This is a genomic window from Sphingopyxis sp. (genome assembly GCF_016793825.1).
Classification (GTDB): Bacteria; Pseudomonadota; Alphaproteobacteria; order Sphingomonadales; family Sphingomonadaceae; genus Sphingopyxis.
Genome location: NZ_JAEULM010000023.1, coordinates 119746 through 144879 on the forward strand (window position 1 = coordinate 119746; position 25134 = coordinate 144879).

Annotated in this window: 29 protein-coding genes and 2 tRNA genes; 16 read left to right on the forward strand and 15 right to left on the reverse strand. The window is 65.4% G+C overall.

What is annotated here, in order from left to right; translation table 11 throughout:
* The first annotated feature begins 6 nt into the window (after positions 1 to 6).
* The gene (locus tag JNM03_RS07825) at positions 7 to 1437 is read left to right on the forward strand and encodes an SPOR domain-containing protein (protein WP_294035887.1); all 1431 of its coding nucleotides are present in this window, start codon (positions 7 to 9) and stop codon (positions 1435 to 1437) included.
* Between the two features lie 297 nt (positions 1438 to 1734).
* Here the strand turns inward: JNM03_RS07825 and JNM03_RS07830 are convergent, their stop codons facing one another.
* The 6 genes from JNM03_RS07830 to JNM03_RS07855 all read right to left on the reverse strand — a co-directional run bounded on the left by JNM03_RS07830 (position 1735) and on the right by JNM03_RS07855 (position 7096).
* On the reverse strand, positions 1735 to 2604 hold the full coding sequence (locus tag JNM03_RS07830; protein WP_294035889.1) for a hypothetical protein: 870 nt from the start codon (positions 2602 to 2604) through the stop codon (positions 1735 to 1737).
* 158 nt (positions 2605 to 2762) lie between these two features.
* Complete coding sequence (locus tag JNM03_RS07835) at positions 2763 to 3977, reverse strand: dihydroorotase family protein (RefSeq protein ID WP_294035891.1); 1215 nt, start codon at positions 3975 to 3977, stop codon at positions 2763 to 2765.
* Positions 3968 to 4963 (reverse strand): aspartate carbamoyltransferase catalytic subunit, encoded by a 996-nt coding sequence (locus JNM03_RS07840; RefSeq protein WP_294035893.1) that lies wholly within the window; start codon positions 4961 to 4963, stop codon positions 3968 to 3970. The genes JNM03_RS07835 and JNM03_RS07840 overlap by 10 nt, the downstream gene beginning before the upstream one ends.
* A gap of 13 nt (positions 4964 to 4976) precedes the next feature.
* Positions 4977 to 5294: a DUF1294 domain-containing protein gene (locus JNM03_RS07845; protein ID WP_294035895.1), complete on the reverse strand. Its 318-nt coding sequence runs from the start codon at positions 5292 to 5294 to the stop codon at positions 4977 to 4979.
* A gap of 14 nt (positions 5295 to 5308) precedes the next feature.
* The gene (ruvX, locus tag JNM03_RS07850; RefSeq protein ID WP_294035940.1) at positions 5309 to 5767 is read right to left on the reverse strand and encodes a Holliday junction resolvase RuvX; all 459 of its coding nucleotides are present in this window, start codon (positions 5765 to 5767) and stop codon (positions 5309 to 5311) included.
* 36 nt (positions 5768 to 5803) lie between these two features.
* Positions 5804 to 7096, reverse strand: coding sequence for a DUF3089 domain-containing protein (locus JNM03_RS07855; protein ID WP_294035897.1), 1293 nt, complete (start codon positions 7094 to 7096; stop codon positions 5804 to 5806).
* Positions 7097 to 7202: 106 nt separating this feature from the next.
* On the opposite strand from JNM03_RS07855, the gene JNM03_RS07860 reads away from it, so the two are divergent.
* The 7 genes from JNM03_RS07860 to JNM03_RS07890 all read left to right on the forward strand — a co-directional run bounded on the left by JNM03_RS07860 (position 7203) and on the right by JNM03_RS07890 (position 14341).
* Entirely contained in the window at positions 7203 to 8987 is a 1785-nt protein-coding gene (locus JNM03_RS07860) for a DUF4153 domain-containing protein (protein ID WP_294035899.1), read from the forward strand.
* Positions 8988 to 9143: 156 nt separating this feature from the next.
* A complete protein-coding gene (gatC, locus tag JNM03_RS07865) occupies positions 9144 to 9446 on the forward strand; it encodes an Asp-tRNA(Asn)/Glu-tRNA(Gln) amidotransferase subunit GatC (RefSeq protein ID WP_294035901.1) in 303 nt (100 codons plus the stop codon).
* Positions 9446 to 10927 carry an Asp-tRNA(Asn)/Glu-tRNA(Gln) amidotransferase subunit GatA gene (gene gatA / locus JNM03_RS07870; protein WP_294035903.1) on the forward strand — a complete coding sequence of 494 codons (1482 nt, stop codon included), beginning with the start codon at positions 9446 to 9448 and terminating at the stop codon, positions 10925 to 10927. The genes gatC and gatA overlap by 1 nt, the downstream gene beginning before the upstream one ends.
* 22 nt (positions 10928 to 10949) lie before the next feature.
* Entirely contained in the window at positions 10950 to 11495 is a 546-nt protein-coding gene (locus JNM03_RS07875; RefSeq protein WP_294035905.1) for a hypothetical protein, read from the forward strand.
* A gap of 7 nt (positions 11496 to 11502) precedes the next feature.
* The gene (gatB, locus tag JNM03_RS07880; protein ID WP_294035907.1) at positions 11503 to 12975 is read left to right on the forward strand and encodes an Asp-tRNA(Asn)/Glu-tRNA(Gln) amidotransferase subunit GatB; all 1473 of its coding nucleotides are present in this window, start codon (positions 11503 to 11505) and stop codon (positions 12973 to 12975) included.
* A gap of 110 nt (positions 12976 to 13085) precedes the next feature.
* On the forward strand, positions 13086 to 13547 hold the full coding sequence (locus JNM03_RS07885; protein ID WP_294035909.1) for a hypothetical protein: 462 nt from the start codon (positions 13086 to 13088) through the stop codon (positions 13545 to 13547).
* On the forward strand, positions 13544 to 14341 hold the full coding sequence (locus JNM03_RS07890; RefSeq protein ID WP_294035911.1) for a hypothetical protein: 798 nt from the start codon (positions 13544 to 13546) through the stop codon (positions 14339 to 14341). Before JNM03_RS07885 ends, JNM03_RS07890 begins: the two co-directional genes overlap by 4 nt.
* Here JNM03_RS07890 and JNM03_RS07895 read toward each other — a convergent pair.
* Entirely contained in the window at positions 14301 to 15989 is a 1689-nt protein-coding gene (locus tag JNM03_RS07895; protein WP_294035913.1) for an amidohydrolase, read from the reverse strand. The genes JNM03_RS07890 and JNM03_RS07895 overlap by 41 nt on opposite strands.
* On the opposite strand from JNM03_RS07895, the gene JNM03_RS07900 reads away from it, so the two are divergent.
* Entirely contained in the window at positions 15990 to 16259 is a 270-nt protein-coding gene (locus tag JNM03_RS07900; protein ID WP_294035915.1) for a hypothetical protein, read from the forward strand.
* Between the two features lie 24 nt (positions 16260 to 16283).
* Here JNM03_RS07900 and JNM03_RS07905 read toward each other — a convergent pair whose 3' ends face one another.
* On the reverse strand, positions 16284 to 16481 hold the full coding sequence (locus tag JNM03_RS07905) for a hypothetical protein (protein WP_294035917.1): 198 nt from the start codon (positions 16479 to 16481) through the stop codon (positions 16284 to 16286).
* Between the two features lie 168 nt (positions 16482 to 16649).
* Here JNM03_RS07905 and JNM03_RS07910 point away from each other — a divergent pair.
* Together JNM03_RS07910 and tig are read left to right on the forward strand one after the other, a co-directional pair.
* Positions 16650 to 16734, forward strand: a tRNA-Leu gene (locus JNM03_RS07910).
* Between the two features lie 90 nt (positions 16735 to 16824).
* Positions 16825 to 18441: a trigger factor gene (gene tig / locus JNM03_RS07915; protein WP_294035919.1), complete on the forward strand. Its 1617-nt coding sequence runs from the start codon at positions 16825 to 16827 to the stop codon at positions 18439 to 18441.
* Positions 18442 to 18513: 72 nt separating this feature from the next.
* Here the strand turns inward: tig and JNM03_RS07920 are convergent, their stop codons facing one another.
* Genes JNM03_RS07920 through JNM03_RS07930 form a run of 3 tightly spaced genes read right to left on the reverse strand, consistent with a single transcriptional unit; the run spans position 18514 to position 20149 of the window.
* A complete protein-coding gene (locus JNM03_RS07920) occupies positions 18514 to 19101 on the reverse strand; it encodes a GNAT family N-acetyltransferase (RefSeq protein WP_294035921.1) in 588 nt (195 codons plus the stop codon).
* On the reverse strand, positions 19098 to 19499 hold the full coding sequence (locus JNM03_RS07925) for a ketosteroid isomerase-related protein (RefSeq protein WP_294035923.1): 402 nt from the start codon (positions 19497 to 19499) through the stop codon (positions 19098 to 19100). Before JNM03_RS07925 ends, JNM03_RS07920 begins: the two co-directional genes overlap by 4 nt.
* Positions 19500 to 19531: 32 nt before the next feature.
* Positions 19532 to 20149: a DNA-3-methyladenine glycosylase gene (locus tag JNM03_RS07930; protein WP_294035924.1), complete on the reverse strand. Its 618-nt coding sequence runs from the start codon at positions 20147 to 20149 to the stop codon at positions 19532 to 19534.
* Between the two features lie 99 nt (positions 20150 to 20248).
* Between JNM03_RS07930 and JNM03_RS07935 the strand changes: the two genes are divergently transcribed.
* The gene (locus tag JNM03_RS07935; protein ID WP_294035926.1) at positions 20249 to 20566 is read left to right on the forward strand and encodes a 2Fe-2S iron-sulfur cluster-binding protein; all 318 of its coding nucleotides are present in this window, start codon (positions 20249 to 20251) and stop codon (positions 20564 to 20566) included.
* Between the two features lie 34 nt (positions 20567 to 20600).
* Here the strand turns inward: JNM03_RS07935 and rlmB are convergent, their stop codons facing one another.
* Positions 20601 to 21365 carry a 23S rRNA (guanosine(2251)-2'-O)-methyltransferase RlmB gene (gene rlmB / locus JNM03_RS07940; protein ID WP_294035928.1) on the reverse strand — a complete coding sequence of 255 codons (765 nt, stop codon included), beginning with the start codon at positions 21363 to 21365 and terminating at the stop codon, positions 20601 to 20603.
* A 78-nt stretch (positions 21366 to 21443) separates the two neighbouring features.
* Here rlmB and JNM03_RS07945 point away from each other — a divergent pair.
* Together JNM03_RS07945 and JNM03_RS07950 are read left to right on the forward strand one after the other, a co-directional pair.
* Positions 21444 to 21529, forward strand: a tRNA-Tyr gene (locus JNM03_RS07945).
* A gap of 183 nt (positions 21530 to 21712) precedes the next feature.
* Positions 21713 to 22984 (forward strand): integrase arm-type DNA-binding domain-containing protein, encoded by a 1272-nt coding sequence (locus tag JNM03_RS07950; RefSeq protein WP_294035929.1) that lies wholly within the window; start codon positions 21713 to 21715, stop codon positions 22982 to 22984.
* A 24-nt stretch (positions 22985 to 23008) separates the two neighbouring features.
* Here the strand turns inward: JNM03_RS07950 and JNM03_RS07955 are convergent, their stop codons facing one another.
* Positions 23009 to 23266, reverse strand: coding sequence for a hypothetical protein (locus JNM03_RS07955; RefSeq protein WP_294035930.1), 258 nt, complete (start codon positions 23264 to 23266; stop codon positions 23009 to 23011).
* A 46-nt stretch (positions 23267 to 23312) separates the two neighbouring features.
* Here JNM03_RS07955 and JNM03_RS07960 point away from each other — a divergent pair, with 46 nt between their 5' ends.
* Entirely contained in the window at positions 23313 to 23513 is a 201-nt protein-coding gene (locus JNM03_RS07960; RefSeq protein ID WP_294035931.1) for a hypothetical protein, read from the forward strand.
* Between the two features lie 8 nt (positions 23514 to 23521).
* Positions 23522 to 23659 carry a hypothetical protein gene (locus JNM03_RS07965; protein WP_294035932.1) on the forward strand — a complete coding sequence of 46 codons (138 nt, stop codon included), beginning with the start codon at positions 23522 to 23524 and terminating at the stop codon, positions 23657 to 23659.
* A 137-nt stretch (positions 23660 to 23796) separates the two neighbouring features.
* Here JNM03_RS07965 and JNM03_RS07970 read toward each other — a convergent pair whose 3' ends face one another.
* Positions 23797 to 24558 (reverse strand): PEPxxWA-CTERM sorting domain-containing protein, encoded by a 762-nt coding sequence (locus tag JNM03_RS07970; RefSeq protein WP_294035933.1) that lies wholly within the window; start codon positions 24556 to 24558, stop codon positions 23797 to 23799.
* A gap of 198 nt (positions 24559 to 24756) precedes the next feature.
* Positions 24757 to 25083, reverse strand: a complete 327-nt coding sequence (locus JNM03_RS07975; protein ID WP_294035934.1) for a hypothetical protein — start codon at positions 25081 to 25083, stop codon at positions 24757 to 24759.
* Positions 25084 to 25134 lie beyond the last annotated feature (51 nt).

Consider the following 25134-nt stretch of genomic DNA (forward strand, 5'->3'; position numbering starts at 1 on the left):
GGACCGATGATGAACCGCAAAGTCTTGATGAACCTGGCCGTTTCGGGTTTCGTTCTGAGCCTTGCCACGGGTTGCAGCGGCATGAGCAAGATGGCCAATGCCGCGCCTTCGAACGGGCCGGTCCCGGCGTCGGCGGCGAAGTCGGCCGACAAGGCGCGCGAAGCGCTGGAGGCGGGCAAGATCAGCAAGGCCGTCGGCCTGGCCGAGGCCGCGGTCGCCGCCAGCCCCCGCGATGCCGGTTTCCGCGCGCTGCTCGGTCAGGCGTATCTGTCGGACGGCCGCTTTTCTTCGGCCACGTCGGCGCTGAGCGATGCGATGGAACTGGGCGCGAAGGACAGCAACACCGTCATCGCGCTGACCCTCGCCTATATTGCGCAGGGCAAGAATGCCGAGGCGACCGACCTCCTGAAACGCAATTTCGATGTCGTTCCGGCATCGGACATGGGCCTGGCGCTGGCATTGTCGGGCGACACCAATTCGGCGATCTATGTCCTGACCGAAGCCGCGCGCGCGACCGACGCCGATGCGCGCACGCGCCAGAACCTGGCGCTGGCTTTCGCGCTTGACGGCCGCTGGGCGCAGGCGCGCATCGTCGCGTCGCAGGACCTGTCGCTGGCGAAGGTCGAGACGCGCATGACCGAATGGTCGAAGCTGGCCGAACAGCCCAACCCGCAGATGCGCGTTGCCAGCCTGCTCGGCACGAAAGCGCAGGACGATGCCGGAATGCCGGTGCGCCTTGCGCTGAGCAATTTCCCGGGCACCGCGTTCGCGGCGGCCGATGCGCCCGCCGAACTGGCGAGCGCCGATCCCGCGCCGGTCGCGGCCTATGCGCCGCCGCCGCCCGCCGCCGAAGCTGCGCCCGCCGCGGTTCTGGCGTCGGCCGAGCCTGCGATCCGGACCATCGAACTGCCAATGCCGCAGCGCGATGAAAACGGCGTCGTCCCGGTAACCGAACTGCCGCAGCCGAAGGCGGCCGAGATCATCATGGCCGACGCCAAGCCCTATCGCGCCGCACCGCGCGTTTCCGGCGAACGCGCCGAGACCCTTCGCCCGGCGCAGAAGCAGGCGCTGGAACTGGCGACGAAGATCCTGCCCAAGGCGATCGCGTTCGATTCCAAGAAGCCGACCGGTTGGGCGGTGCAGCTTGGCGCCTATGACAGCTTGGGCATCGCCAAGGAAAAATGGGGCGTTCTGAAGAAGAAGAGCGCGATGCTGGGCAATTATCCGGCGTCGAGCCATGCGGCGACGGTCAACGGGCGCAACTTCTATCGCCTGACGGTCAACGGGCTGGCGACGCGCGCCGACGCATCGAAGCTGTGCGGCGAACTGAAGGCCAAGGGTCAGACCTGCTTTATCCGCCAGATGGGCGGCAGCGAGACGATCCAGTGGGCGTCGGCGGCAACGCCGGGCAAGCCCGTGCGGATGGCCTCGCGCTGAACGAATATTGGGGCGCCTCCGCCATGGTGGAGGCCGAGGGGAAGGGCGCGGTTCGCGAGGACCGCGCCCTCTTTCGTGTCGCTTTCGCGGCCACGACCGGGGCGAGGGAGCCTTCTCGGTCATTCGTTCGCCTTCGTCAGCCCGAACTTCATCAGGTCGGCGTTGGCGGTGGATCCCGGATCAAGTCCGGGATGACGAAATGGGCTTTGGACGACGAGGGGTCTTGGGGCGATGAGGGGGCGTTGGGTGACGGAAGGTGCCGGCTGTCGATCCGGCGCCTTTACCGCGGGGCGGCCATCATTCCGCGGCGTCGTCGCGGGCCAGTGCACCGACCAGTTTTCCGCGTTGGTAGCGTCCCTTGCGTTCGTGCGGGATCGAATAGAGCGCGGTCAGGAAGCGGCGGTCCCATAGCGTGAGTTCGCGTTTGCCCTGCCGATCGTCGAACAGGCCAAGGATCGATTTCTGTTGGGGCTCGGCGCGGATACGGATGCCGCTGAGCGCCACGAAGGCGGCATAGTCGGTCACGGCGCGCAGGGTCACGCCCTCGGCATCGTTGACGTCGATGACGATCGTGGCGCCCTCGATATTGCGGACGCTTTGCGGCGCGGTGAATCCCAGTCCGCCACTCGACCGGCGGACCGAGTACCACCAGCGCACCGGCATGTCGCGTTCGACAAGGTCGCGGATGTCGGGGCCCGACATGTCGGCGAACTGGCCGGGATAGCGCGACTTGAACAATTTGATGAAGTGCGGCCCGTCATCGACGAAGAGCAGCACGACGTTGGTTTCGCATTTGCCGTCGGCGACCTTGGCGCCCGTCGACCGCGCGGTGTCGCGAAACCAGCCTTCGACAAGCGCGGCATGTTCGTCCGACAGGCCAAGCGCCCGGGGACAGAGTTTTTTGGTCCAGCGCGCCACGCTGTCGTCGGCATAGATGCCGGGCGCGACGCCGAGCGTGCGGACGAAGGCGCTGGCGCGCTTGTGCGCTTCCTTTTCCGTCAGATGCTCGCCTTCGACGACAATGTCGTCGGGCGAGCGGAGCGTAGGGTCGTCGGGCGTGCGGAGCGTGGGGGCGGCGGTGGTCTGCGCGAACGCGGCGGGCGTGGGAGCGAGCGGCAGGGCGGCGGCCAGCAGGACAGCGGACAAAAGGCGGCGGCGGGGGGGCATCGACCTATCTCCTTCGGTTTCGGCGACGAGATTAAGCCATTAGGATGATGTGGGAAAGGTGAATGATGCAATCATCATCCAATCCGGAGCCGAAGGTCGGCGACGGCTCTCCGCCCTCGCGGCGCGACCGGTTGAGCAGAGTCGACGCGAGCAAGCGATTATCGAATCCGCTGGCCGCCCTTCCACAGCGCGGTGGCGCGGCCCTGTACGGGCATACCGTCGAAGGGCGTGTTGCCGGCGTAGGCCGCCATCTTCTTGGCATCGACCTGCCACGGCGTGCCTTCGTCGATGAGGATCACATCGGCGTCCAGTCCGGCTTCGATCCGCCCGGCGTCGAGGCCGAGCAGCCGGGCCGGGTTGGCCGCGAGCAGGTCGAAGAGACGAGTGGGGGCGATGTGGCCGTCGCGGACGAGCTGGAGGCCCATCGCGAGCAGGGTTTCGGCGCCGGCCATGCCGGGCTGCGCCTCGGCGAAGGGGAGGCGCTTGTCCTCCGGCCCGCGCGGATCGTGCCCCGATGCCAGCACGTCGATCGTGCCGTCGGCGATTGCGGCGAGGCAGGCGTGGCGGTCGTCCTCGCTGCGCAGCGGCGGAGAGAGGCGCGCGAACGTCCGGAAATCGCCGATCGCGGTGTCGGAGAGAAACAGGTGCGCCGGGGTGATGCCGCAGGTGACGGGCACGCCCCTGGCCTTGGCCGCGCGGACGAGGTCGAGCCCGCGCGCGGTCGTGACCTGTCGGAAGTGGATCGGGGCGCCGGTTTCCTCGACAAGGAAAAGATCGCGGGCGATCGCCATCGCCTCGGCAACCGCGGGGGCCGAGGCGAGGCCGAGCCGCGTCGCCATTTCGCCATCGGTGGCGACGGTGCCGGCCGTCAGGCCTTCGTCCTCGGCATGGACGATGACGGTAAGGCCGAGCGATGCGGCGTAGCTCAGGACGCGGCGCATCACGCCGGCGTCGGCGATGCGGGCGCGGCCGGTGGCGACGGCGCGGGCGCCCGCCTGCTTCATCAGGCCGATCTCGGCCAGTTCCTGGCCCGCGAGGCCCTTCGTCGCCGCGGCGAGCGGGTGCACCCAGAGGTCGGGCTTGCCACCCTTTGCGGCGCGTTCGACGAGCCCGGCGCCGTCGAGCGGGCCGCTGTCCGGCATCAGCGCGGCGCGGGTGATACCGCCGAAATGGAAGGCGGGCTTGTCGGTCGCGAAGACGCCGAGGTCGATGATGCCGGGGGCGAGCCACTGGCCCTTTGCATCGACGGTTTCGGTGCTGCCGGGCGTTTCGGCCGGGTTCAGCGCGGCGATGCGGCCGTCCACGACAAGTAGGCCGACGGTCTCGCCGCCGAGCAGGCGGGCGTTCGCGATCAGAAGCGGGGTCAGTTCCATCCCGGCACTCCCCGTTTGCGGCGCGTCAGGATGTCGAGGCAGGCCATCCGCACCGCGACCCCCATTTCGACCTGTTCGGTGATCGTCGAGCGGGTGGGGTGGTCGGCGACACTGCTGTCGATCTCGACCCCGCGGTTCATCGGGCCGGGGTGCATGACGATCGCGTCGGGCTTTGCCCGTTCGAGGCGTTTAGGCGTCAGGCCGTAGAGCGCATGATATTCGCGCGCGCTGGGCAGGTAGGCGCCGTCCATGCGTTCGTTCTGGAGGCGGAGCATCATCACGACGTCGGCGTCGTTCAGCCCCTCGTCCATGTCGGTGAAGACGCGCACGTGCATGCGGTCGATCGCGGGCGGGATCAGCGTCGGCGGCGCGACCACGCGCACTTCGTTGCCGAGCAGGGTCAGTGCGAGGATGTTCGAGCGCGCGACGCGGCTGTGCAGCACGTCGCCGCAGATGGCGATGGTCAGCCCCTCGACCTTGCCCTTGCGGCGGCGGATCGTGAGCGCATCGAGCAGCGCCTGCGTCGGATGCTCGTGGCGGCCGTCGCCGGCGTTGAGGACGGGGCAATCGACCTTGTCGGCGATGAGCTGCACCGCGCCCGAGCTGGCATGGCGGATGACGATCGCGTCGGCGCGCATCGCGTTCAGCGTCATCGCGGTGTCGATCAGCGTTTCGCCCTTCTTCACGCTCGACTGCGCGGCGTGCATGTTGACGACGTCGGCGCCGAGCCGCTTGCCCGCGATTTCGAACGACAGAAGCGTGCGGGTCGAATTTTCGAAGAAGGCGTTGATGATCGTCAGTCCCGCCAGCTTGTCGTCATGCTTCGCGGCGCCCGCACGGTTCATTTCGACCCACTCTTCGGCGGCGTCGAGGACGTAGCTGATCTCCCATGGGGTGAGCTGGGCGATGCCGGTGAGGTGGCGATGGCGAAAGGCATCGCCGCCGGGCGGATAGTCGCTGGCGGGTCGGATGGTTGAGCTTGTCATTAAAGCCGAGCGTCTAGGCGGCTGCGGCGACTTTCGCAAGCGCGGAGACGAGGAGCGGTTCCAATAGTCCGAGCGCCCACAGGACGACGAGGATGATATCGACCCAAAGCCAGATCAGCATCCACGTCGCGAACGGCTGTTTGCGCGTCTTGTGACGCGCAAACCGGGCCGCACAAACCGTTCCGAGCGCCCCGCCGAGAAAGGCCCAGAGCAGCAACCGGGCCTCGGGCGTACGCCGCATCCCCGCCTCGGCATAGCGTTTGTCCAGAACCATCTCGACGAAGGCGATCAGGTTTACCGCGATCAGCCAGCCGAGAATGTACACTTCCATGCGTATTTCCCTTTTCAGCGCGTCATCGCGTCGATCGCGCCTTGCAGGATGAAGGCGGCTGCCGCGCTGTCCACGCGTTCGGCGCGCTTGGCGCGGCTGACGTCGGCGGCGATCATCGCGCGCTCGACCGCGGCGGTCGACCAGCGTTCGTCCCACAGCAACAGCGGCAGGCCGAGCGGGGCGAGGTTGCGGGCGAAGGCGCGGGTGCTCTGGGTGCGCGGGCTGTCGGTGCCGTCCATGTTGAGCGGCAGCCCGACGACGAGGCCGACGACCGACTGCGCCGCGACGACGGCTTTCAGCGCTTCGAGATCGACCGAGAATTTCTTGCGGAGGATCGTCTTGTCGGGACTCGCGAAACTCCAGCCGGCATCGCAGAGCGCGACGCCGATCGTTTTCGTCCCCACGTCGAGCCCCGCGAGGCGGCCGCCGCCCGGTAGCGCGGCGGCGAAATCGAAGGCGGCGGTGGTGATCATCGGGCCGCCCTTACCGTCCAATCCCGTCATGCTGAATCAAGTCCGGGGTGACGAGGGAGGGGAAGGGGGTACGGAGGTGGCAACCGGCGCTGCCGGGGGCGGCACCGGCGAGGGCTTGCCCTCGAAGGTCGCCAGCCGCCGCAGCGCGTCGGCGCGGACGTTCGCCCAGAAAAGGGTGATGTCGAAGACGTGGTAATTATTGCCGGGCAGCACATAGCTTGGCGCGTAATTTTTCGCCGCTTCGGCGTCGCCGATCAGCAGGAAACCACGGTCGTCGTCGCATTTGGCGCCGACGACATGGGGGATGAGCGTGCCCGCCTTGAAACCCTCGCTCGGTTTCAGCGCGCCGAGGTTGGCGTCGGGACCGGCGGCCGCGTCGGGCGTTCCCGTCAGCGGATTGGTGCAGAGCATCCGTGTGCCCGCGCGCGGACGGCCGTCGAAGCCGATGGTGCCGTCATACGCGCCGGTGACCATCGAGGTGTCGGCGGGTTCGGCGAAGGTCGCCCACGACAGGATACAGCCCTTTTGCCCGGGCGTCTGGCACGCGGGGAGGCCGAGGCCCGCGAGGTCGGTGTCGACGCTGATCGGCCAGCCGATGACATAGGCGGCGACGATCCGTTTCGCGAGCGGCGTGCCGGCGATGCGGTTCTTGAGCAGGGTGGTGAGGTGCAGCGCGCCCTGGCTGTGCCCGGCGAGGATGATCGGCCGGTTCTTTGGAATCGAGGCGAGAAAGGCGTCGAACGCCTGTTCGACGTCGCGGTAGGCCGCGTCGATGGCCTTGCCCGCGGTGACGCGATCGGTCGCGAGGAATGCGCCCAGCGTCGCCTGGCGATAGCGCGGCGCCCAGACCTGCCCCGCGTCGCCGAAAGCGCTGGCCATGCCCTGCATGAACAGCGTGGCGCGGTAATTGGCGTCGCGGTCGTCGAGCGGCGCGTTCCAGCTTGCCTTGCTGTAATAGCTGGTCGGGTGGACGAAGAAGATCGCGGCGTCGCCCACCGGCGGAACGCCGGCTTCGCTGGGAGTCGTCGCGGCCTTCGCGGGCGGGATCAGCCGGTCGCCACCCATCGCCTTTGCGCTGTCGGGCGCGCGTTCGGCGCCCCCTTCGGCGGGCGGACGCCAGTTCGACGGGTCGTTGGCGAGGCCGGGGCGCGAGAACCACATCTGCGGATCGTCATAGGCGTTCGATGCGATTGCCGCCTGCGGGGTGAACTCGCTGCTCGGCACGAAGGCCACGCGGCCGAACCAGCCGGGATTGAGCTGATAGGCAATGCCGAAGCCAAGGATCAGCAGGATGATCGCGGCGATGATGTAGAGGAATTTGCGGGCCAAATGGCGCTCCATGGGGCGGGGGAGTATCGCTGTCCGTTCGACACGAACGGGACGTCAGGCGTTATCTGGCTTGCGCGGGCCGCTTAAACAAGCCCAGATGTCGCGCATGACCGATGCATCCGCAAGCCCGTCCGCCGCCGAGTCGTCCGGCGCGCCGTCGCACCGCCTCGACGACGGCGATCCGCCCTGGCCGCTGCGCCCGTGGATCATGGCCGCGATCGGCGCGGTTGCGGGCCTGATCTTTCATTGGGTCGTCGACTGGCGATACGACGCGGTGCGGGCGCCGGGGCGCGATGCGGCGGCGGCGTTCGTCGCGGTCGCGACGGTGGTGTTCCTGTTGGGTGTCGAGCGCCGCCGCTGGCACTGGGCGGCGGGATTCGCACTGGGCTGGGGCGCGATCATCGGGCTGATCGCCTGGACGTCGGGCGGCTATAATGTCGGCGGGTCGCCGTTCGAATGGCCGTTCTGGTCGGGAATCCTGGCGGTTCTGGTCGCGACGCCGCTGTTCCAGACGCGGCGCGACGTCGCGCCCGACTGGCGGTTCTGGAAGCTGTGGCAGATGCCGTACGAGCGGCTGCACAGCCATGCGTGGACCGACGCGGTGATCGGCGCGGCGGGGCTGGCGTTCGTCGGAATCAGTTTTCTGCTTACCGTACTGATCGGACAGATGTTCAAGCTGATCGGGATCAACCTGATCTTTGATCTGTTGAACGACGAATGGTTCGGCTGGATGCTGGCGGGCGCGGCGTTCGGCGGTGCGGTCGGCCTGCTGCGCGAGCGCGACAGGCTGGTCGCGACGTTGCAGCGGCTGGTGATGATCGTGCTCGCGGTGCTGGCACCGGTGCTGGCGGTCGCGCTGGGGCTGTTTCTGTTGTCGCTGATCGGGACGGGGCTGGCGCCGCTTTGGGAGTCGGGCTTTTCGACCGCGGCCTTGATGATGGCGGCGGCCGCTTTTGCCGTGCTGCTCGCCAATGCGGTAATCGGCAACGGGCGCGAGGACCGCTCGGGAAATCGTGTCCTGCACGGCGCGGCGGCGGTGCTTGCAGTCGCGGTGCTGCCGCTGGCCGTGATCGCTTTCTATTCGATGCATCTGCGCGTGATCCAGTACGGTTGGACGCCCGAGCGTATCTGGGGCGTGATCGCGGCGATGATCGCGCTTGGCTATGGCGCGGTCGGGCTCTGGGCGGCGGTGAAAGGCCGGCGGGACTTCGACGATGTGCTGCGTCCTTTGCAGCAGAGACTGGCGATTGGGCTGACGCTGATCGCATTGTTCCTGGCGCTGCCGATCATGGATTTCGGCGCGATCTCGACGCGCGATCAGCTCGCGCGGCTGAAGGCGGGGACGGTGAAGGCCGAAAAATTCGACTGGGCGGCAATGGCGTTCGATTTCGGGCCGAGCGGGCGGAAGGCACTCGCGGAACTGGCGAAATCGCCCGACAAGGCGCGGGCGAGTCTCGCTGGCTGGGCGCTGAAGGCGAAGGATCGCTGGGATCTGGTGGGGTATAACGAGACGGTCAATCCGCGCGATGCCGCCTTTGGTGCGAAAGCGATTGCCGAGAAGGTCCGTGTTCTGCCCGCCGGACGGCCGCTGCCGCCCGAAGTCTATACGCTGCTCGATACGCGCAGCTTTTGCGGCACGGCGCCGTGTATCGCACAGTGGATCGGTCCCGAACGGATCGCGGTCGTGGTGCATCCGAACAATCTGATCCTCTTTGCGCGCGATCCCAAGACGCAGGCATGGGGACAGGATTACGGGATCGACGCGACCGTGGAGGCCGCGCGGGCCGAACTGACGACGGAGCAGCTGGAAAAGGGCGTGCTGGAAATACGGACGGTGACGCGCCGGCAGATTTTTGTCGATGGCAAGCCGGTGGGGGATGATTTCGAATAGCTTTCTCGTCTTTCCCGCGAAAGCGGGAACCCAGCAAGCTGGCGTTGGAACTGGGTTCCCGCTTTCGCGGGAATGACGAAGAGAGGGTGTCGGCGCGGCTTGAAGCCTGCGCGCGCGGATGCTAGCGGCGCAGCTTCTCCCGCAAAGGCAAGATGAATGGCAATCGATCAGGCAACGGTAAGGAAAATCGCGTCGCTGGCGCGCATCGCGATCAGCGATGCGGAAGCCGCCGCGATGGAAGGCGAACTCAACGGTATCCTCGGCTGGGTCGAACAACTCGGCGAGGTCGATGTGACCGGGGTCGAGCCGATGACGGCGGTGATCCCGAACAATCTGCGGCTGCGCGACGATGTGATCGACGCCGATCCGCTGACCGGCGGCAATCGCCGCGACGATATTCTCGCCAATGCGCCGGCGCCGCAGCATGGCTTTTTCGGCGTTCCCAAGGTAATCGAATAATGACCGATCTTACGAACCTGACCGTCGCCCAGATCCGCGACGGCCACCGCGCGGGCGATTTCAGCGCGGTCGAAGTGGCGGAGGCGTTCAGCGCCAATGTCGCGGCCGCGAAGGCGCTGAATGCCTTCATCGTCGAGACGCCGGAACATGCGCTGGCGGCGGCGAAGCAGGCCGATGCCGATCGTTCGGCGGGCAGCCTGAAGCCCTTGTCGGGCGTGCCGATCGGGATGAAGGACCTGTTTGCGACGAACGGCGTCCAGACGACCGCCGCGAGCCATATGCTCGAAGGCTTCGTGCCGCGTTACGAGTCCACCGTTTCGCAGAAATTGTGGGACGCGGGCGCGGGGATGCTGGGGAAGCTGAACCTCGACCAGTTCGCGATGGGTTCGTCGAACGAGACGAGCTATTTCGGCAATGTGATCAGCCCCTGGAAGCGCAACGACGGCGGCAATGCGGCGCTGGCGCCGGGCGGGTCGTCGGGCGGTTCGTCGTCGGCGATCGCGGCGCGGCTGTGTCCGGCAGCGACGGGGACCGACACCGGCGGCTCGATCCGCCAGCCGGCGGCGTTCGTGGGGATCAGCGGGATCAAGCCGACCTACGGCCGTTGCTCGCGCTGGGGCATCGTCGCCTTCGCAAGTTCGCTCGATCAGGCGGGACCGATGGCGCGCGATGTGCGCGACTGTGCGATCATGCTCGAGAATATGGCGGGCTTCGATCCGAAGGATGCGACCAGCCTGAACATGGCCGTGCCCAATTGGGAAGCGGCTTTGTCGAGCGATCTCAAGGGCAAGAAGGTCGGTATTCCCAAGGAATATCGATTGGAAGGCATCGATCCCGAGATCGACGCGATGTGGGATGCGGGCATCGCGATGCTGAAGGATGCGGGGGCCGAGGTCGTCGAGATCAGCCTGCCGCACACGAAGTATGCGCTGCCGACCTATTATATCATCGCACCCGCCGAAGCCTCGTCGAACCTCGCGCGCTATGATGGCGTGCGCTATGGTTTGCGCGACCTGCCCGAAAAGGCGGGGTTGCAGGACATGTATGCCGCGACGCGCGCCGACGGTTTCGGGCCCGAGGTCAAGCGCCGCATCATGATCGGTACCTATGTGCTGTCGGCGGGCTTCTACGACGCCTATTACACGCAGGCGCAGAAGGTGCGGACGCTGATCGCGCGCGATTTCGAACAGGCGTTCGGCGTGTGCGACGTCATCCTTGCGCCGACCGCGCCGTCGGCGGCGTTCGGGCTGGGCGAAAAGACCGCCGACCCGCTGTCGATGTATTTGAACGACGTGTTCGCGGTCCCCGCGAGCCTTGCCGGGCTGCCCGCGATGTCGGTCCCTGCGGCGCTGAACCGCGAGGGGTTACCGCTGGGATTGCAGATCATCGGCAAGGCGTTCGACGAGCAGGGCGTTCTGAACGCCGGGTTGGCGATCGAGCAACGCGCGGGCTTTACCGCGCGGGCGGAGAAGTGGTGGTAAGATGGTCCTCAATTCGACGCAAATGACCGTCTTGCAGAGCGTGAACATCGCGCTCGGCACGACGGCGTTCGTCGCATTGACCAGCAATCTGTCGAAAGCCGTCACCGCCGCGACGACGCCGATCGGCGTGGCCTGCCTGATGGCCTACGTCGCGTTCCTGATTTTCTGGGTAGCGAAAATCTTCATCCAAAATCATGTTAGTTTTTCGAGCGTCGAGATGGGAAGCGGATACCGGATTTTTCAGCTGTTCATCACGATCGGGTCGTTCTTGCTTCTGATAGTGGCGTGTCAGGAACTGACGAGTTTCAAGACGTCCAGTGCGTGGCTGCTTGCCCATTTCTCGGCCCTGCTGCTGTGGCTTGTAGGGCTGGCGATCCATCTTGGGCGCGCGATCGAGATCAGGAAATTTCCCTGGCACTGGGCGGTCGTTCCGGTGACCGGGATCGCGACGATCCTGGCGCTTCGCGCGGCTATGTTGTCGGCATCCTATGCGATGTTGATCCTGGCGGCACTGATGTTCTTTCCCGCGATATACGATGCTCGTGTGTCGAGAACTTTTGTGAATTGAGAGATAAATGACTGAGGCAAGCTATCGCATCAAGGGTGAAACCGGCGAGTGGGAGGTCGTGATCGGCCTTGAGGTTCATGCGCAGGTTACCTCCAACGCCAAGCTGTTCTCGGGCGCCGCGACGGCGTTCGGGGCGGAACCGAACACGCAGGTGAGCCTCGTGGACGCGGCCATGCCGGGCATGCTGCCGGTGCCGAACCGCGAGTGCATCCGGCAGGCGGTGCGCACGGGCATGGCTATCGACGCGCATATCAACACATGGTCGCGGTTCGACCGCAAGAATTATTTCTATGCCGATCTGCCGCAGGGTTACCAGATTTCGCAGCTTTATCATCCGCTTGTCGGAGAAGGTTCGCTGACGATCGAGGCCGATGAAAAGGCGGGCCTGCCCGAGGCGAAACGCATCGGGATCGAGCGTATCCATGTCGAGCAGGACGCCGGCAAACTGATGCACGACCAGCATCCGACGATGTCGTACGTCGACCTCAACCGTTCGGGCGTCGCGCTGATGGAAATCGTCTCGCGCCCCGACATGCGCTCGCCCGCCGAAGCGGGGGCCTATGTGCGCAAGCTGCGCTCGATCCTGCGCTATGTCGGGTCGTGCGACGGCAATATGGAAGAGGGATCGATGCGCGCCGACGTCAACGTGTCGGTCCGCAAGCCGGGTGACGAATTCGGGACGCGCACCGAGACGAAGAACGTCAATTCGGTGCGCTTCGTGATGGCGGTGATCGAGGGCGAGGCGAAACGCCAGGTCGAGCTGATCGAAAGCGGCGGCACGGTGGTGCAGGAAACGCGCCTCTACGACCCCGACCGCAACGAAACGCGCTCGATGCGGTCGAAGGAAGATGCGCATGATTACCGCTATTTCCCCGATCCCGACCTGCTACCGCTCGAACTCGACGATGCGTTTCTGGCGGAATGCCGCGACAGCTTGCCCGAACTGCCCGACGCGAAGCGCGCGCGTTATCTGGCGGCGGGGATTTCGGCATACAACGCCGACGTGCTGACCGCCGAGGTCGAGAGCGCGCTGTGGTTCGATACGCTGCTGGAAACCGGCGCGAAGCCGGCCGCGGCGGCCAACTGGGTGTCGAGCGAGCTGTTCGGGGCGCTGAACCGCCTCGGCAAGAGCTTCGAAGATTGCCCGGTTACACCGGCGCAGGCGGGCGAATTGCTTGGTCTGGTCGCCGACGGCACGATTTCGGGGACGATCGCGAAGCAGGTGTTCGAAAAGATGCTGGAAAGCGGCGACGCGGCGGGCGTGATCGTCGAGCGCGACGGCCTGAAGCAGACGAGCGATACCGGCGCGATCGAGGCCGAAATCGCCAAGATCCTGACCGCCAATGCCGACAAGGTCGAGCAGTATAGGGGCGGCAAGGAAGCCTTGTTCGGTTTCTTCGTCGGGCAGACGATGAAGGCGATGCAGGGCAAGGCGAACCCGCAGGTGGTGAACGAGCTGCTAAAGAAAGCGCTGGGCTGAAAATCCGGGCGCGCGGTGCCCTGAAAGCATCCGTTCCGGCCCATCTATCGGCTTGCGAACGTGCGGGAAGGCGCGCATTCAGGGGGCGGGAAGGGAGCCGGGGGTCGCCGATGAAGCTGCTTTTTGCTGCACCGATCGCCGCGCTGATCTTGGCGTCGCCGGTTGCCGCGCGCGACTATTATTATTTCAACAAGCCCGGCGTCGAGCGGCAGGCCTATCTCGAGGACCGGCTGACGTGCGACGCGCTCGCCGGTGGGGTCGCGCGCATATCGCCCGACACGACCGCGATGAACCAGCAGATCTGGAACAACAGCAAGCTGACCATGGGGCAGTCGGCCGCCGCCGCAGGGATCGCGACGGTGCTGATTGCGCTGCTTGATGGCGGCGCAAACCGGCGGCTCCAGTGGCAGGTGGAGCGAATCTGTCTTGCGGACAAGGGCTATCGCCGGTTCGAGATGGACAGGACCGAATGGAAGGCGATCGATCGGATCGACGACATTGCCGAACGGATCGACAAATGGTTCGCACTCGCGTCGAGCGATGCGCCGAAGGGCAAGGAAATGTACGAATGAGGGGAGCGGGAGTGCGCTGGTCGCTGGCGCCGCTATTGTCGCTGTCGCTGGTGGGGATAGCCCCTGCCGCCGATGCGAAGATCAAGACAGCCGACGATATGGCGGCGGCCAAGGCCTATTTGCTGGTCGAGGTCGATCCGGTCGAGGTTAAGTTACTGGGCACGAGCCAGATCACCACCGGCGTGATCTTCGCGCCCTATGATCCGACAACCCGGCAGGTGCAGGCCGGCGTGACGGCGGCGAAGGACCCGGTCGCGAAAGACGGAAAACGCCGGCTCTATCTGATCGAGATCGATCCCGGGACATGGGTGATCGCGGGGACGGGGGCGAGCGGCGCGCCGCTGGGATCGGCCAACACCAGCTTTTCGCTGGGCAGCTATCATTTCGAGGCGAAGGCCGGCGAGCTTGTCGATCTGGGCGTCTTTCAGCCCGCGCGCGAAGATTCGGACAATCCCGATACGAAGATGTCGGTCGGGAAATTGCTGGGCGGTCCACTGTTCGGCGGGCGGGTGGAACCGGTGCCGAACCGGCTCGACATCAGGCCGCGCGGCGATGGCGATGTCGCCGTGCCCGCCTGGCTGGCGGGCAAGCCGGTGACCTATCCGCTGTTTGTATATGGCGCGACGTTCGGCAACAGTACGGGCGGCCTCGTCAATCGTGTCGACGGCAAGGGCGGTCGAGGGCGAACCGCCGGCGAAGCGGCCTATCTGTCGAAGCCGGGGCAGCCGCCTGCGACCCCCGCGCCCGAACCGGTCAGCGCGGCGCCGCCCGCCACACCGTCGTCCCTTCCTTGATCGTTTCGAGGACGCGGATGTCCTTGATGCCGGCCACCGGCGTCGTCAGCGGGTTCTTGTCGAGGATCACGAAGTCGGCGAGCAGGCCGGGTTTGATGCGGCCCTTGCGGTCTTCCTCGAACGCCTGCCAGGCGGGACCAGTGGTGAGGGCTTGTAGCGCTTCATAGGCCGACAGGCGTTCGTTCGGGCCGCTGACGATCCCGGTCGGGGAAACGCGCGCCATCGAGGTCCAGAGCATGAAGCGGGTATCGAGCGGCGTGACGCTGTAGTCGCTGTGGTTCGACGCGATCAGCCCCGCGCGCTTTGCCGAGCGGAGCGGGCTGATGAAATCGACGACCTCGGCCGGGAAATTGGTGCGGTGGACGTCGGCCCAATACCAGGCGTGGTTGGTGAAATAGGAGGGGCCGACGCCGATGCGCCGGTAGGCGGCGAACTGGTCGGGGCGCTGGAACTGCGAGTGGATGACGATCGGGCGACGGTCGTCGGCGGCCTTGATGCCGAGCGCGTCGAAGCCGCGGATCGCCATGTCGATCGCGGCGTCGCCATTGGCGTGGACGAAAAGCTGCCAATGGCGATCGTTCGCCTTTTTGGCCTGCGCGATAAACTCCTCTTCGGTCAGGATCGGCTGCCCGTGCCACGGATGCGCGCCTTGGGGGCTGCCGCGCGCATAATCGCGGGTGAAGAAACCGGTGCGCGCCTGCACCGATCCGTCGAGGACGAATTTGATCCCCTGCAGCTTCACATGCCCCTGATAGGTGCCGAACTTGATGTCCGGATTGGCGAGCAGCGCATCGAGGCCGGGCGAGAAGGGAAGGAGGGCGAGATCGATCTTCAGCCGATCCCGCGCCGCCGGCGAGGTCAGGAACGCCACATCGGGGGGCTGTGTCGCGCCATCCTGGGCATGGGTATAGCCTTCGGCGAAATAGGCGTTCTGCGCCGCGTCGAGCGCCGCCAGTTTCTGTTCCGCCGTCGGCTGCGGCATTTTGGCGAGCAGCAGGAACATCGCCTTTTCGAGCAGGACGCCGTTGAGTTTGCCGCTGTCGTCGCGGAGCATCATGCCGCCGGGAGGGACGGGCGTTGCCTCGTCGATGCCGACGGCCTTCAACGCGGCGCTGTTCGCGACCGCACCGTGCAGCGAGACGTGGAGCAGGACGATCGGCCGGTCGGCGGCGACCGCGTCGAGTTCGGCGCGGGTGATGTGGCGCTTTTCGGCCAGCCCTTCATGGTCATACTGCCAGACGACAACCCAGCCGTCGGGCGGGATCGCGCGCGCGGCGATATAGTCGCGGATCGCGGCCTGCAGCTTTGGAATGTCGGTGACGCCGGCGTGTGCCTTGTTGCGAAGATCGAGCCCGCCCGCACTCATCGTGGCGACGGTGAAGTGCGAGTGGGCGTCGATGAAGCCGGGCAGCATCGTCGCGCCGTGCAGGTCGTGAATGGCGGCGTCCTTGCCCGCGGCCTTGCGCGCCGCCTTTTCCGTGCCGGCGAACGCGATGCGATCGCCGTGCGTCACGACCGCCTCGACCGTCGTTGGCGTATCGCCGTCCATCGTGACGATCGGGCCGCCGCGATAAAGTGTGGTGTCCTGCGCGAACGCAGGCGTCGCAATCATGGCGAACAGCGCGGCCAGGCCGGTCGATAGCTTCATATGTCTCTCCCCGGTCGCCATCGTGCGGAGCCGGGGCGGCAAGTCAAGTATCGGAACGCAAGTTATCGCCGCGAAGCTGCGGAAGCGCCCGCGCCGGCCTTGCTCGCCGGAAAGCCGATCGTTGCGGTGCAATATCGCGCGGTGGGTAAGTTCGTCGGGCCGCCGGTGTTCAACGTCAACCGGCTGGCGCCCGTGCCGGGTATTCTCGCCTATGACCGCGGTGCGGTGATCGATGCGCGGACGGGCGCGCGCGTTCCGGACAATTATTAGGATCAGGGTACTGGAGCCCTGACCCTAAGCCTGCTGCGGCGGTACCTCGCTGGGGCCGCGACCGGGGGCGTCGAAGTCGCCGCCGCCCGGGCCGCCGGGAATTTCCTGCGGCTGGTGGGCCGGGTCTTCTTGCGGGGTCGGCCGCGCCGGTTTCTCGGGCGGCGATTGCGGTTCGATCGTGTCGGGTCGGGGTTTCGGAAGCGGGTCGGCGGCACTCGTCATGGTCATTCTCCTCGATTCACCAACGAATGGGCGCAAGGCATGTTCCGAAGGCGGATTTTCGCGGCTTTCCGCCCTTGCCCTCGGCTGCGCGTCTGCTATAGCCCCGCGCGGCCCGCACGGGCGTGCGCGGCAGCGCGCGGTTTCGTGTACCCGGCCGAGGCTTCTCAAGCGGGCGTGGCGGAATTGGTAGACGCGCTGGTTTTAGGTACCAGTATCGCAAGATGTGGGGGTTCGAGTCCCTTCGCCCGCACCACTTTCGCGAGCAGCAGGCCGGGATATGGGGAACTTCGCCACCCATGGCGGGGTTCGATACGAGATTTTGAGCAAGGATAAGACCAAGGCAATGAAGACCGTCGAAACGCTGAACGAAGGCCTGAAGCGCGAATATCGCGTCACCATCACCGCGAAAGACATCGACGCGCGCGTCGATGACGAAGTGAAGGCGATTGCGCCGACCGTGCGCATGCCCGGTTTCCGCCCCGGCAAGGTTCCGCCGAACCTGATCCGCAAGATGCATGGTGAGGCGCTGTCGGCCGATGCGCTGAACAAGGCGATCGACGCCGGCGTGCGCGACCTGATGGCGAAGGAAAAGCTTCGCCCCGCGCTGCAGCCGGGCGTCACGCTGGCCGATGGCTATGAGCGCGGCAAGGATGCCGAAATCACCGTCGCGCTGGAAGTGCTGCCCGAGATCGAAGCACCGTCGATCGACGGCCTGAAGCTGGAGCGTCTGACCGTTCCCGCCGACGACAAGGCGGTGATGGCGAAGATCGAGGAATTCGCGGCGCAGATGAAGCGCTTCGAAGAGGGGCCGAAGACTCGCAAGGCGGCGACCGGCGATCAGGTCATCATCGATTTTGCTGGCAGCGTCGATGGCGTCGCGTTCGATGGCGGCACTGGCGAGGACATGGCGGTGGAAATCGGTTCGGGCCAGCTGATCCCCGGCTTTGAAGACCAGCTTGTCGGCGTGAAGGTCGGCGACGAAAAGACCGTCAAGGTGAGCTTCCCCGAGGAATATCCGGTCGAAAACCTGAAGGGCCAGCCGGCCGAATTCGCCGTCAAGGTGAAGGAAGTGAAGGTTCCGGCCGCGTCGAAGATCGACGACGAGTTCGCGAAGTCGCTGGGCCTTGAAAGCCTCGACAAGCTGAAAGAGCTGATGAAGGATCAGGTCGAACAGGAACTCAATGGCCTGACGCGCACCTATATGAAGCGCAAGCTGCTCGACCAGCTCGCCGCCAGCCATGATTTCGAAGTGCCGCCGACGATGGTCGAGGCCGAATTCAACCAGATCTGGCAGCAGCTCGAGCATGAAGCGGGCCATGAGGCAGACCCCGAGGCGGCGAAGGCCGAACTCGAAAAGGATCGCGACGAATATCACGCGATCGCGGTCCGCCGCGTCCGCCTGGGCCTGCTGCTGTCCGAAATCGGCCAGGCACATGGCGTGCAGGTGTCCAACCAGGAAATGCAGCGCCTGATCATGCAGGCGGCGCAGCAGTATCGCCCTGAAGATCGCCAGCGCTTCATGGAATATGTCCAGCAGGACGCGCTTGCCGCCGCGCAGCTTCGCGCGCCGCTGTATGAAGACAAGGTCGTCGACTTCCTGTTCGAAAAGGCTGACATCGCCGACCGCGAAACCACGCGCGAGGAGCTGGAAGCGGCTATCGAAGCCGAGGATGACGGGCATGTCCACGGCCCCGGCTGCGGCCACGATCACCACGATCACGACCACAAGCCCGCCAAGAAGGCTGCCGCGAAGAAGCCGGCCGCCAAGAAGGACGCGGTGAAGGAAGAGGCGAAGGCCGAGGAAGCCCCCGCCAAGAAGGCACCGGCGAAAAAAGCCGCCGCGCCGAAGGCGGACGCCGAGGAAAAGCCGGCTGCGAAGAAGGCCGCGCCGGCCAAGGCCGCCGACAAGGCCGAGCCTGCCAAGAAGGCTCCGGCGAAAAAGGCCGCCGCGAAGAAATAAGCTTCGCGCCTGACGAATGACGAAAGGCCGGGTGGAGCGATCCATCCGGCCTTTTGCGTTGGCGGGTGGCGGCTATAGCGCCCGCGTCCAATATCGGAGCCGATGTGCTTCCTCGGTGATGCTATCCACCGTCTTCCAGTCGAACGATGCGGTGACGCCGTCCAGCGGCGCATAACCGCGGCTGCGCCAGAAGGCGTCGAGCGGGCGGTATCCGGCGGGACGATCCGGGTGATCGGCGGGGCGAAGCACGCTGCAGAACGCGGTGTGCGTGGCGCCGCACTGGCGTGCCTGCGCTTCGCGATGGTCGAAAAAGGCGTGACCGATACCGCGGCCGCGATAGCCGGCAAGCAGCACCGATTCCCCGAAATAGAAGGTTCGCGCGATGGCGAAGCCCGCCGCCGCCAGCGGTTGTTGCCAGGCGGCGTCCTGTGCCCCGAGCGGCGCGGCGGTGGCGGCGCCGACAATGTCTTCCCCGTCGCGCGCCACGACGATCACTGCACCGTCGGCAGCGGCGAAATGGGCCAGATAATCGGCCTCGTAGGCGGCATCGCCGTCATAGAGGTACGGATAGTCGCGAAATACCGCGATGCGCAGCCGGGCGAGCGCGGGAAGCGCCTCCGCCAACCCCGCGCCCGTGACCGGCGCGACGCGGATCGTCACGCGCCGACCTGTCGGAGCCAGTCCTGAAGATTGTAGTAAGTGGTGACGCGATCGATCAGCCCTTCGGCGTTGACCGAGAGAAAGGCGCCGCCGGGGAGGCGATAGGTCTGACCGTTCGCCTCGGGAAGTCCCTCGTCGGTGGCAAGATAGGTGCCATTGACGACGAACTCCGCGGCGGCGCGGTGACCCTCGGCGAATATCTGCATGTCGGTGAGCTGCTCGCGATAGCAGCGTGTCATGTGCGCGTTGAACGCTGCAAACAGCGGTTTCCCGTGGCGTGAGTCGCCCTGGTTGACGTCATGGCGCACATCGTCGGCGACGAGCGCGAGCATCGCGCCGACGTCACCGGCGTTGAACGCAGCATAGTAGGCGGCGATGGTATCGCGGGTGGTTGTCATCCGAATCTCCAAAACGGTGGCGTGCCCCTCTATCAGATCACGTCCATGTTGTAGCAGTGCCAGCTGAATATCGCCGCGGCGCCGCGGTGGGGGCGCCAGGGTTCGGCCAGCTCGCGCACCTGCTTTTCGCTCGGCCGGGCGCCAAGGCCGAGGATGCGGCCGACCGCTTCCTGTACCGCGAGGTCGCCGGCCGGCCAGATGTCGGGACGCCCCTCGGCAAAGAGCAGGTAGATTTCGGCCGACCAGCGGCCGATGCCCTTGACCTTGGTCAGCAGCGCGATCGCCTCCTCGTCATCGGCGGGGAGGGCGTCGAAATCGAGCTCGCCGTCGAGCACGAGCTGGGCAAGGCTTTTGGAATAACCCTGTTTCTGGCCCGACAGGCCGCAGGCGCGCAGTGCGTCGAATTCGGCTGCAGCCATGACCTCTGCGGGGCAGCCCTCGCCGAACGCCGCCTCCAGCTTGTTCCAGATCGAGTTCGCGGCCGCGACGCTGACCTGCTGACCGACGATGGTGCGGAGCAGCGTCGTATAGCCGCGGTCGCGGATGCGCGGCGGCGGATAGCCGGCGTTGCCGAGCGCGCGCGCGAAATTGCTGTCGATCGCCGCGATCGCATCGATTCCCGCGTTGAGCTGCTCCTGACCGAAGCTCATACATATTCTCCTTTTGTTCGCATCGGTGCCTAGCAGCGCTTGATTTGGCGCGCAACGCGCGACATAGGCCAAACCGAATCAAACAATATGGGGACGAGCATGGCCAAGCTGATTGTGGTGACGCGCGACGGTACCGAACATGAAATCGAAGGCGACACCAGCCTGACCGTGATGGAGAATATCCGCGACGCGGGCTTTGACGAGCTGCTCGCACTGTGTGGCGGCTGCTGTTCGTGCGCGACTTGCCACGTGCATGTGGAGGCGGGCGCCAAGGACGCGCTGCCGGCGATGAGCGAGGACGAGAACGACCTGCTCGATTCGACCACCGACCGCGACGACAATTCGCGCCTGTCGTGCCAGATCCCCTTCAGCGACGCCCTCGACGGCCTGCGCGTGCGGATCGCCGCCGAGGATTGATGGCCCGCCGCCCCCGCACCGGCGGGGGCGCATATCAACCCGCCGTCGCGACGGCGTAGAGTGCGATCGCCGCGGCGTTCGAGATGTTGAGGCTTTCCATTCGCGGCGAAATCGGCAGCCTTGCCAGCACGTCGCAATGCTCCATGACATTGTGACGCATGCCGTCGCCTTCCGAACCGAGCACGAGTGCGACCTTGCTGCCGTCGAGCGTTTGTCCAAGCGTCGTGTCGGTATCGCCCATCAGCCCGATGCGCCAATATTGAGCTTCGGCGATTTCCTCGAGCGCGCGCGACAGGTTGACGACGCGCACCCACGGCACGATTTCGAGGGCACCTGAGGCGGACCGCGCGATGACCCCGCTTTCAGGCGGGCTGTGCCGATCCTGCGTGATGATCGCGGCGGCATCGAACGCCGCGGCCGAGCGCAGCACCGCGCCGATGTTGTGCGGATCGGTGACCTGATCGAGAATGAGGAGCGGACGCCGGCTTTCCGCATCGCTTTCGTCCTGGAGCAGGTCGCCCAGATAGACGTCCTCCAGCGGATCGACCTCGATGACGAGCCCCTGGTGCGGCGCATCGCGCGCGACCAGCCGTGCGAGGTCGGTGACGTCGGCATAGCTGATCGGAAGGACAGGCGGCAGGTCGAGCTGCCCCAGCGCTTCGCGCGTGCCCCAGATGCGCTTGACGCGGCGTTCGGGGTTGGCGAGCGCTGCCAGAACGGCGTGGCGGCCCCAGAAACGGACGGCCTGGCCGCGCGGACCGGTACCCTGCGGGCGGCGGTGACGGGAAAATTGTCTCATGCGCGCGCCTTTCCCATGACTGCCATTGACAGGCAAGCCTCGTTTCGCCATTGCGCCACTTCCCAAAGCGGGCCCCATGGACAGGTGGCCGAGTGGTTAAAGGCAGCAGACTGTAAATCTGCCCGGGTTTCCGTACGCTGGTTCGAATCCAGCCCTGTCCACCATTTGTTCCTCTTTTGGCTTCCGCTAGCTTCCGATAACGTGTACGAACACCCAGCATTTGCGCGGGTTGGTCACTCCATTCATGTCCGATGGCTTCCGCGTGGAGAAATGGAATTTGGGGGTATGCTTGGGGGTATCGGCCAACCGACCTCCTCTCGATACCCCCAGATGGGGAGAATCGAGGCATGCTTACCGACGTCCAGATCAAGAAGGCGAAGGCCGAAGACCGGCCGTACAAGCTGCGCGATGCGGGCGGCTTGTTCCTGTTGGTATCGACGAAGGGCAACCGATCCTGGCGCCTAAAATATCGGTTCGGGAAAAAGGAAAAGCTGCTCACCTTCGGCAGCTATCCTGAGGTGTCGCTGAGCCGTGCGCGCGAACTGCGCGAGGCCGCCAAGGCGACGTTGCGCGAGGGCAGGGATCCGGCCGTCGAGAAAAAGCAGGAGGCCGCCGCGCGTACCCTCGCTTCATCCAATACATTCGAGGCCTGCGCGCGCCAGTGGTACGCGCTCAACAGACCAAGGTGGAGCGACTGGCACGCGAAGAACATCATCGACAGCATGGAGGCTGATCTCTTTCCGGTGATCGGCGCAATCCCGGTGAAGGACGTCACCGAGGCGATGCTCCTCGACGCGCTGCGGAAGGTGGAGAGGCGCGGCGCGATCGAGACGGCACACCGTCTTCGCCAGCGGGCCAGTGGCGTCTTTTCCTATGCCGCTGCCGGCGGCCTGCGCAGCGGCGACCCGGCCGCCGTGGTGAAGTCGCTTCTCAAGCCGAAACCGCGCGCGACGAAACAGCCCGCGCTGACCGACCTCGCCGAATGTCGGCAGCTAATCTACGATATGGAATGGGAGCGTGGCAGCCCGATCACGAAGCTCGCGAACCGGCTGATCGCGTTAACCGCGGTCCGTTCGGCCGTGCAGCGCAACGCGATGTGGACCCAGTTCGAGGATCTGGACGGCGACGCGCCTATCTGGCGCATCCCGCCGGCGGCGATGAAACTCGCGCTCAAGCTGAAGGATGACGTCACCTATGAGCATATCGTCCCGCTGTCGCGCCAGGCGGTCGATGTGATCGAGACGATGCGGAACCTCACCGGGCATCTGCCCTATGTTTTCCCGAACGTTCGCTACGGCCACCGGCCCATGACCGACAACGCGGTTCGGGGCATGATGATCCGGATCAAGGATGGCCTCTACCGGCACCGGCATTGCCCTCACGGCTGGCGCTCGGCCTTCGCGACGATCATGAACGAATGGCGCCGCACCGACGGCCGGCCGGATGATCGCGAGGTCATCAACCTGATGCTGGCGCACGTTTCCGAGGATAAGGTCGAGGGCGCCTATAACCGGTCACAGCACATGGAGCGGCGGCGCGAGCTGGCGCAGATCTGGGCCGACATGCTGCTTGAGGATATTCAGCCGGCCGGCGATGTGCTCGAAGGGCTGCGGCACTGACGTCGGCCCTGTCGTTCCGACCTCCTATTCCACCGGCGCTCCACCCACCCCGCGCAGCGGCGGCGTGATCTCGTTCTCGATCGCATGATCATAAGCGCGGGCGCTCGGCGCGACCTGATCCATCAACGTCACGTTGAGCAGCCCGCAATTCTTCGCATAGGCGATGCCACGCAGCGCGCCGACCAGGGCGCGCCCCAATTGCTCCTGCTCGCTCGTGTCGGGGGCCAGCGCCTTCACCCGGTCGGGATCGAACGTGACGATTGCGAATCGCTTGCGTGTCATCCCCTCTTGTGGAACATTAAGAGAACAAAGCGCAAGAGGCTCCGCGATGAAGACCAAAGACGACCCCTATCGATTTTCCGCCGCACGGGCGGCACCGCGGGAATTTCGCTGGCGCTGCGGCATGCACATCGGCCGGTGGATGAAAACGCGGCGCGCGGCCGGCGACGCGGCGGTGCGCAAGGGCCTGGCGTCGTGGGACGGCGAAACCCTGTTCCTGCGCCCGCTGGTCGAGATCGAAGAGCGATAGCGGGCCTGATGCCTCGTCTCTGGCCGGATCCGCGCGACGATCGCCCCGACGGCGCCCCGGTCTGGATCTGGATCATCGGCGGCGGGCTCGCCCTTGCGATGCTCGCGAACGTCGCGACGGGAATCGGGCAAGCCCTGGGCTGGTAGGCTTCTGCGCTTTCCCCAAGAAAAACCCCGCCGAGCGGTTATGCTCGACGGGGCCGTAACTCCCTCCGGGTCGCTATAGAGGGAAGAAATCGCGCTCTAAGCCGCAAATGTGAAGGAGTTGTGTCGCCTGATCTGGATCAGGCGTAAGTCACGCGCACGCGCTGCCGGCGACGATAGCGCATGCCCCCTCCGATCAGGCCGAAACCCAGAAGCATGGTGGCCCACGTTGCGGGTTCGGGCACTGCCGACTGCAAAACTTCCGAGCTCACACTCGTCGTGCGGAACTGAACATATGTGCGCGAGATGAATTTGCCGGTGTTCGTATCGACAAGATGGCGAGCAAACCCCGAAACGGACGCGTCGCTTACATCTCCCGGTTGAGCGACATAGCTGAACGGGCTCATATAATCTGCCGTCGCGTAGAATTGATTCACGCTGCTGCGAAGCGAGTTTCTGACCGTCAACTGTTCTAAAATGCCCGTGCTTGGATCAGTCATGATGATTTGATCGATAACGTCGGCGATGAAATCTTCCGGAACACCAAACCCTTCAATGTCATAGTCATTGAACCTTGTCGCGCTCGCGCCGTGCGTCATCACATCCCCCAACGATATGACCACGCCGCCGGTCTTTATCACGGCCGATATAGGATTTGAGAATCCGCTAAGGGTTCCGCCAGTGATGTTGCTCAGATTGACGCCATTCGCGCCGACCTTCCCCAAGGAATCGTCGAGCGTGTAGATGACCTCGAAATCGTGCGAACCAGTTAGACCTTGGAAATAGTTATAGTCGTCATACTGAATATTCGCAGTGCCCTTGTACGTCGTGACGATCTGGGCTGCATCTGCCGGGACTGCCGCTGCTGCGAGAGCAACCACAAACATAGCACGCAATTTCATCGACGAATCCCCCCGAATGTCGAACTAGATCAATCCTGGTATCATAGTCAGGCCCGCCCGTCCGATTGCGATTCGGTATATGTGTCTCACTTTGGAACATGTCCTTGAAGCCGCCGAAATGATCGGCGGCTGACACAAAAAAGGGCGCCGGATCGCTCCGACGCCCTTCATCACCCCCCGGTGAGGTTGAGGTTAAGGTCAACAGGCCGACGTGGCGGCCGCCAGCGTGTCGGAATAGGTAACGCGGCGCAGACCCTGCGCGGCGACCGTTTCGGCCTTCTGCTTCAACGACAGCGCGTCCCACGCCGTTGCGTCGATGCGGTCGCGCAGCGGCGTGACGGGCTCGGGACGGTCGGCAGCGCATTTCTGGATGACAGGGACCGAAACCGTGGCGACGCGGTCCCTGACGACGGTCGGCGTCGAGGTGCATCCGGCGAGCAGCGCTGCGGCCAACGCGAACAAGAGGACGAAAAAGATGGCGTGGTCCGGCCCACGATCAGCTTGAGCCTTTGGCGGATGCGGCATCAGAACTGCTCCTCATAAAGCTGGTTGAGCGCTGCGTCCGCCGCGCGGATC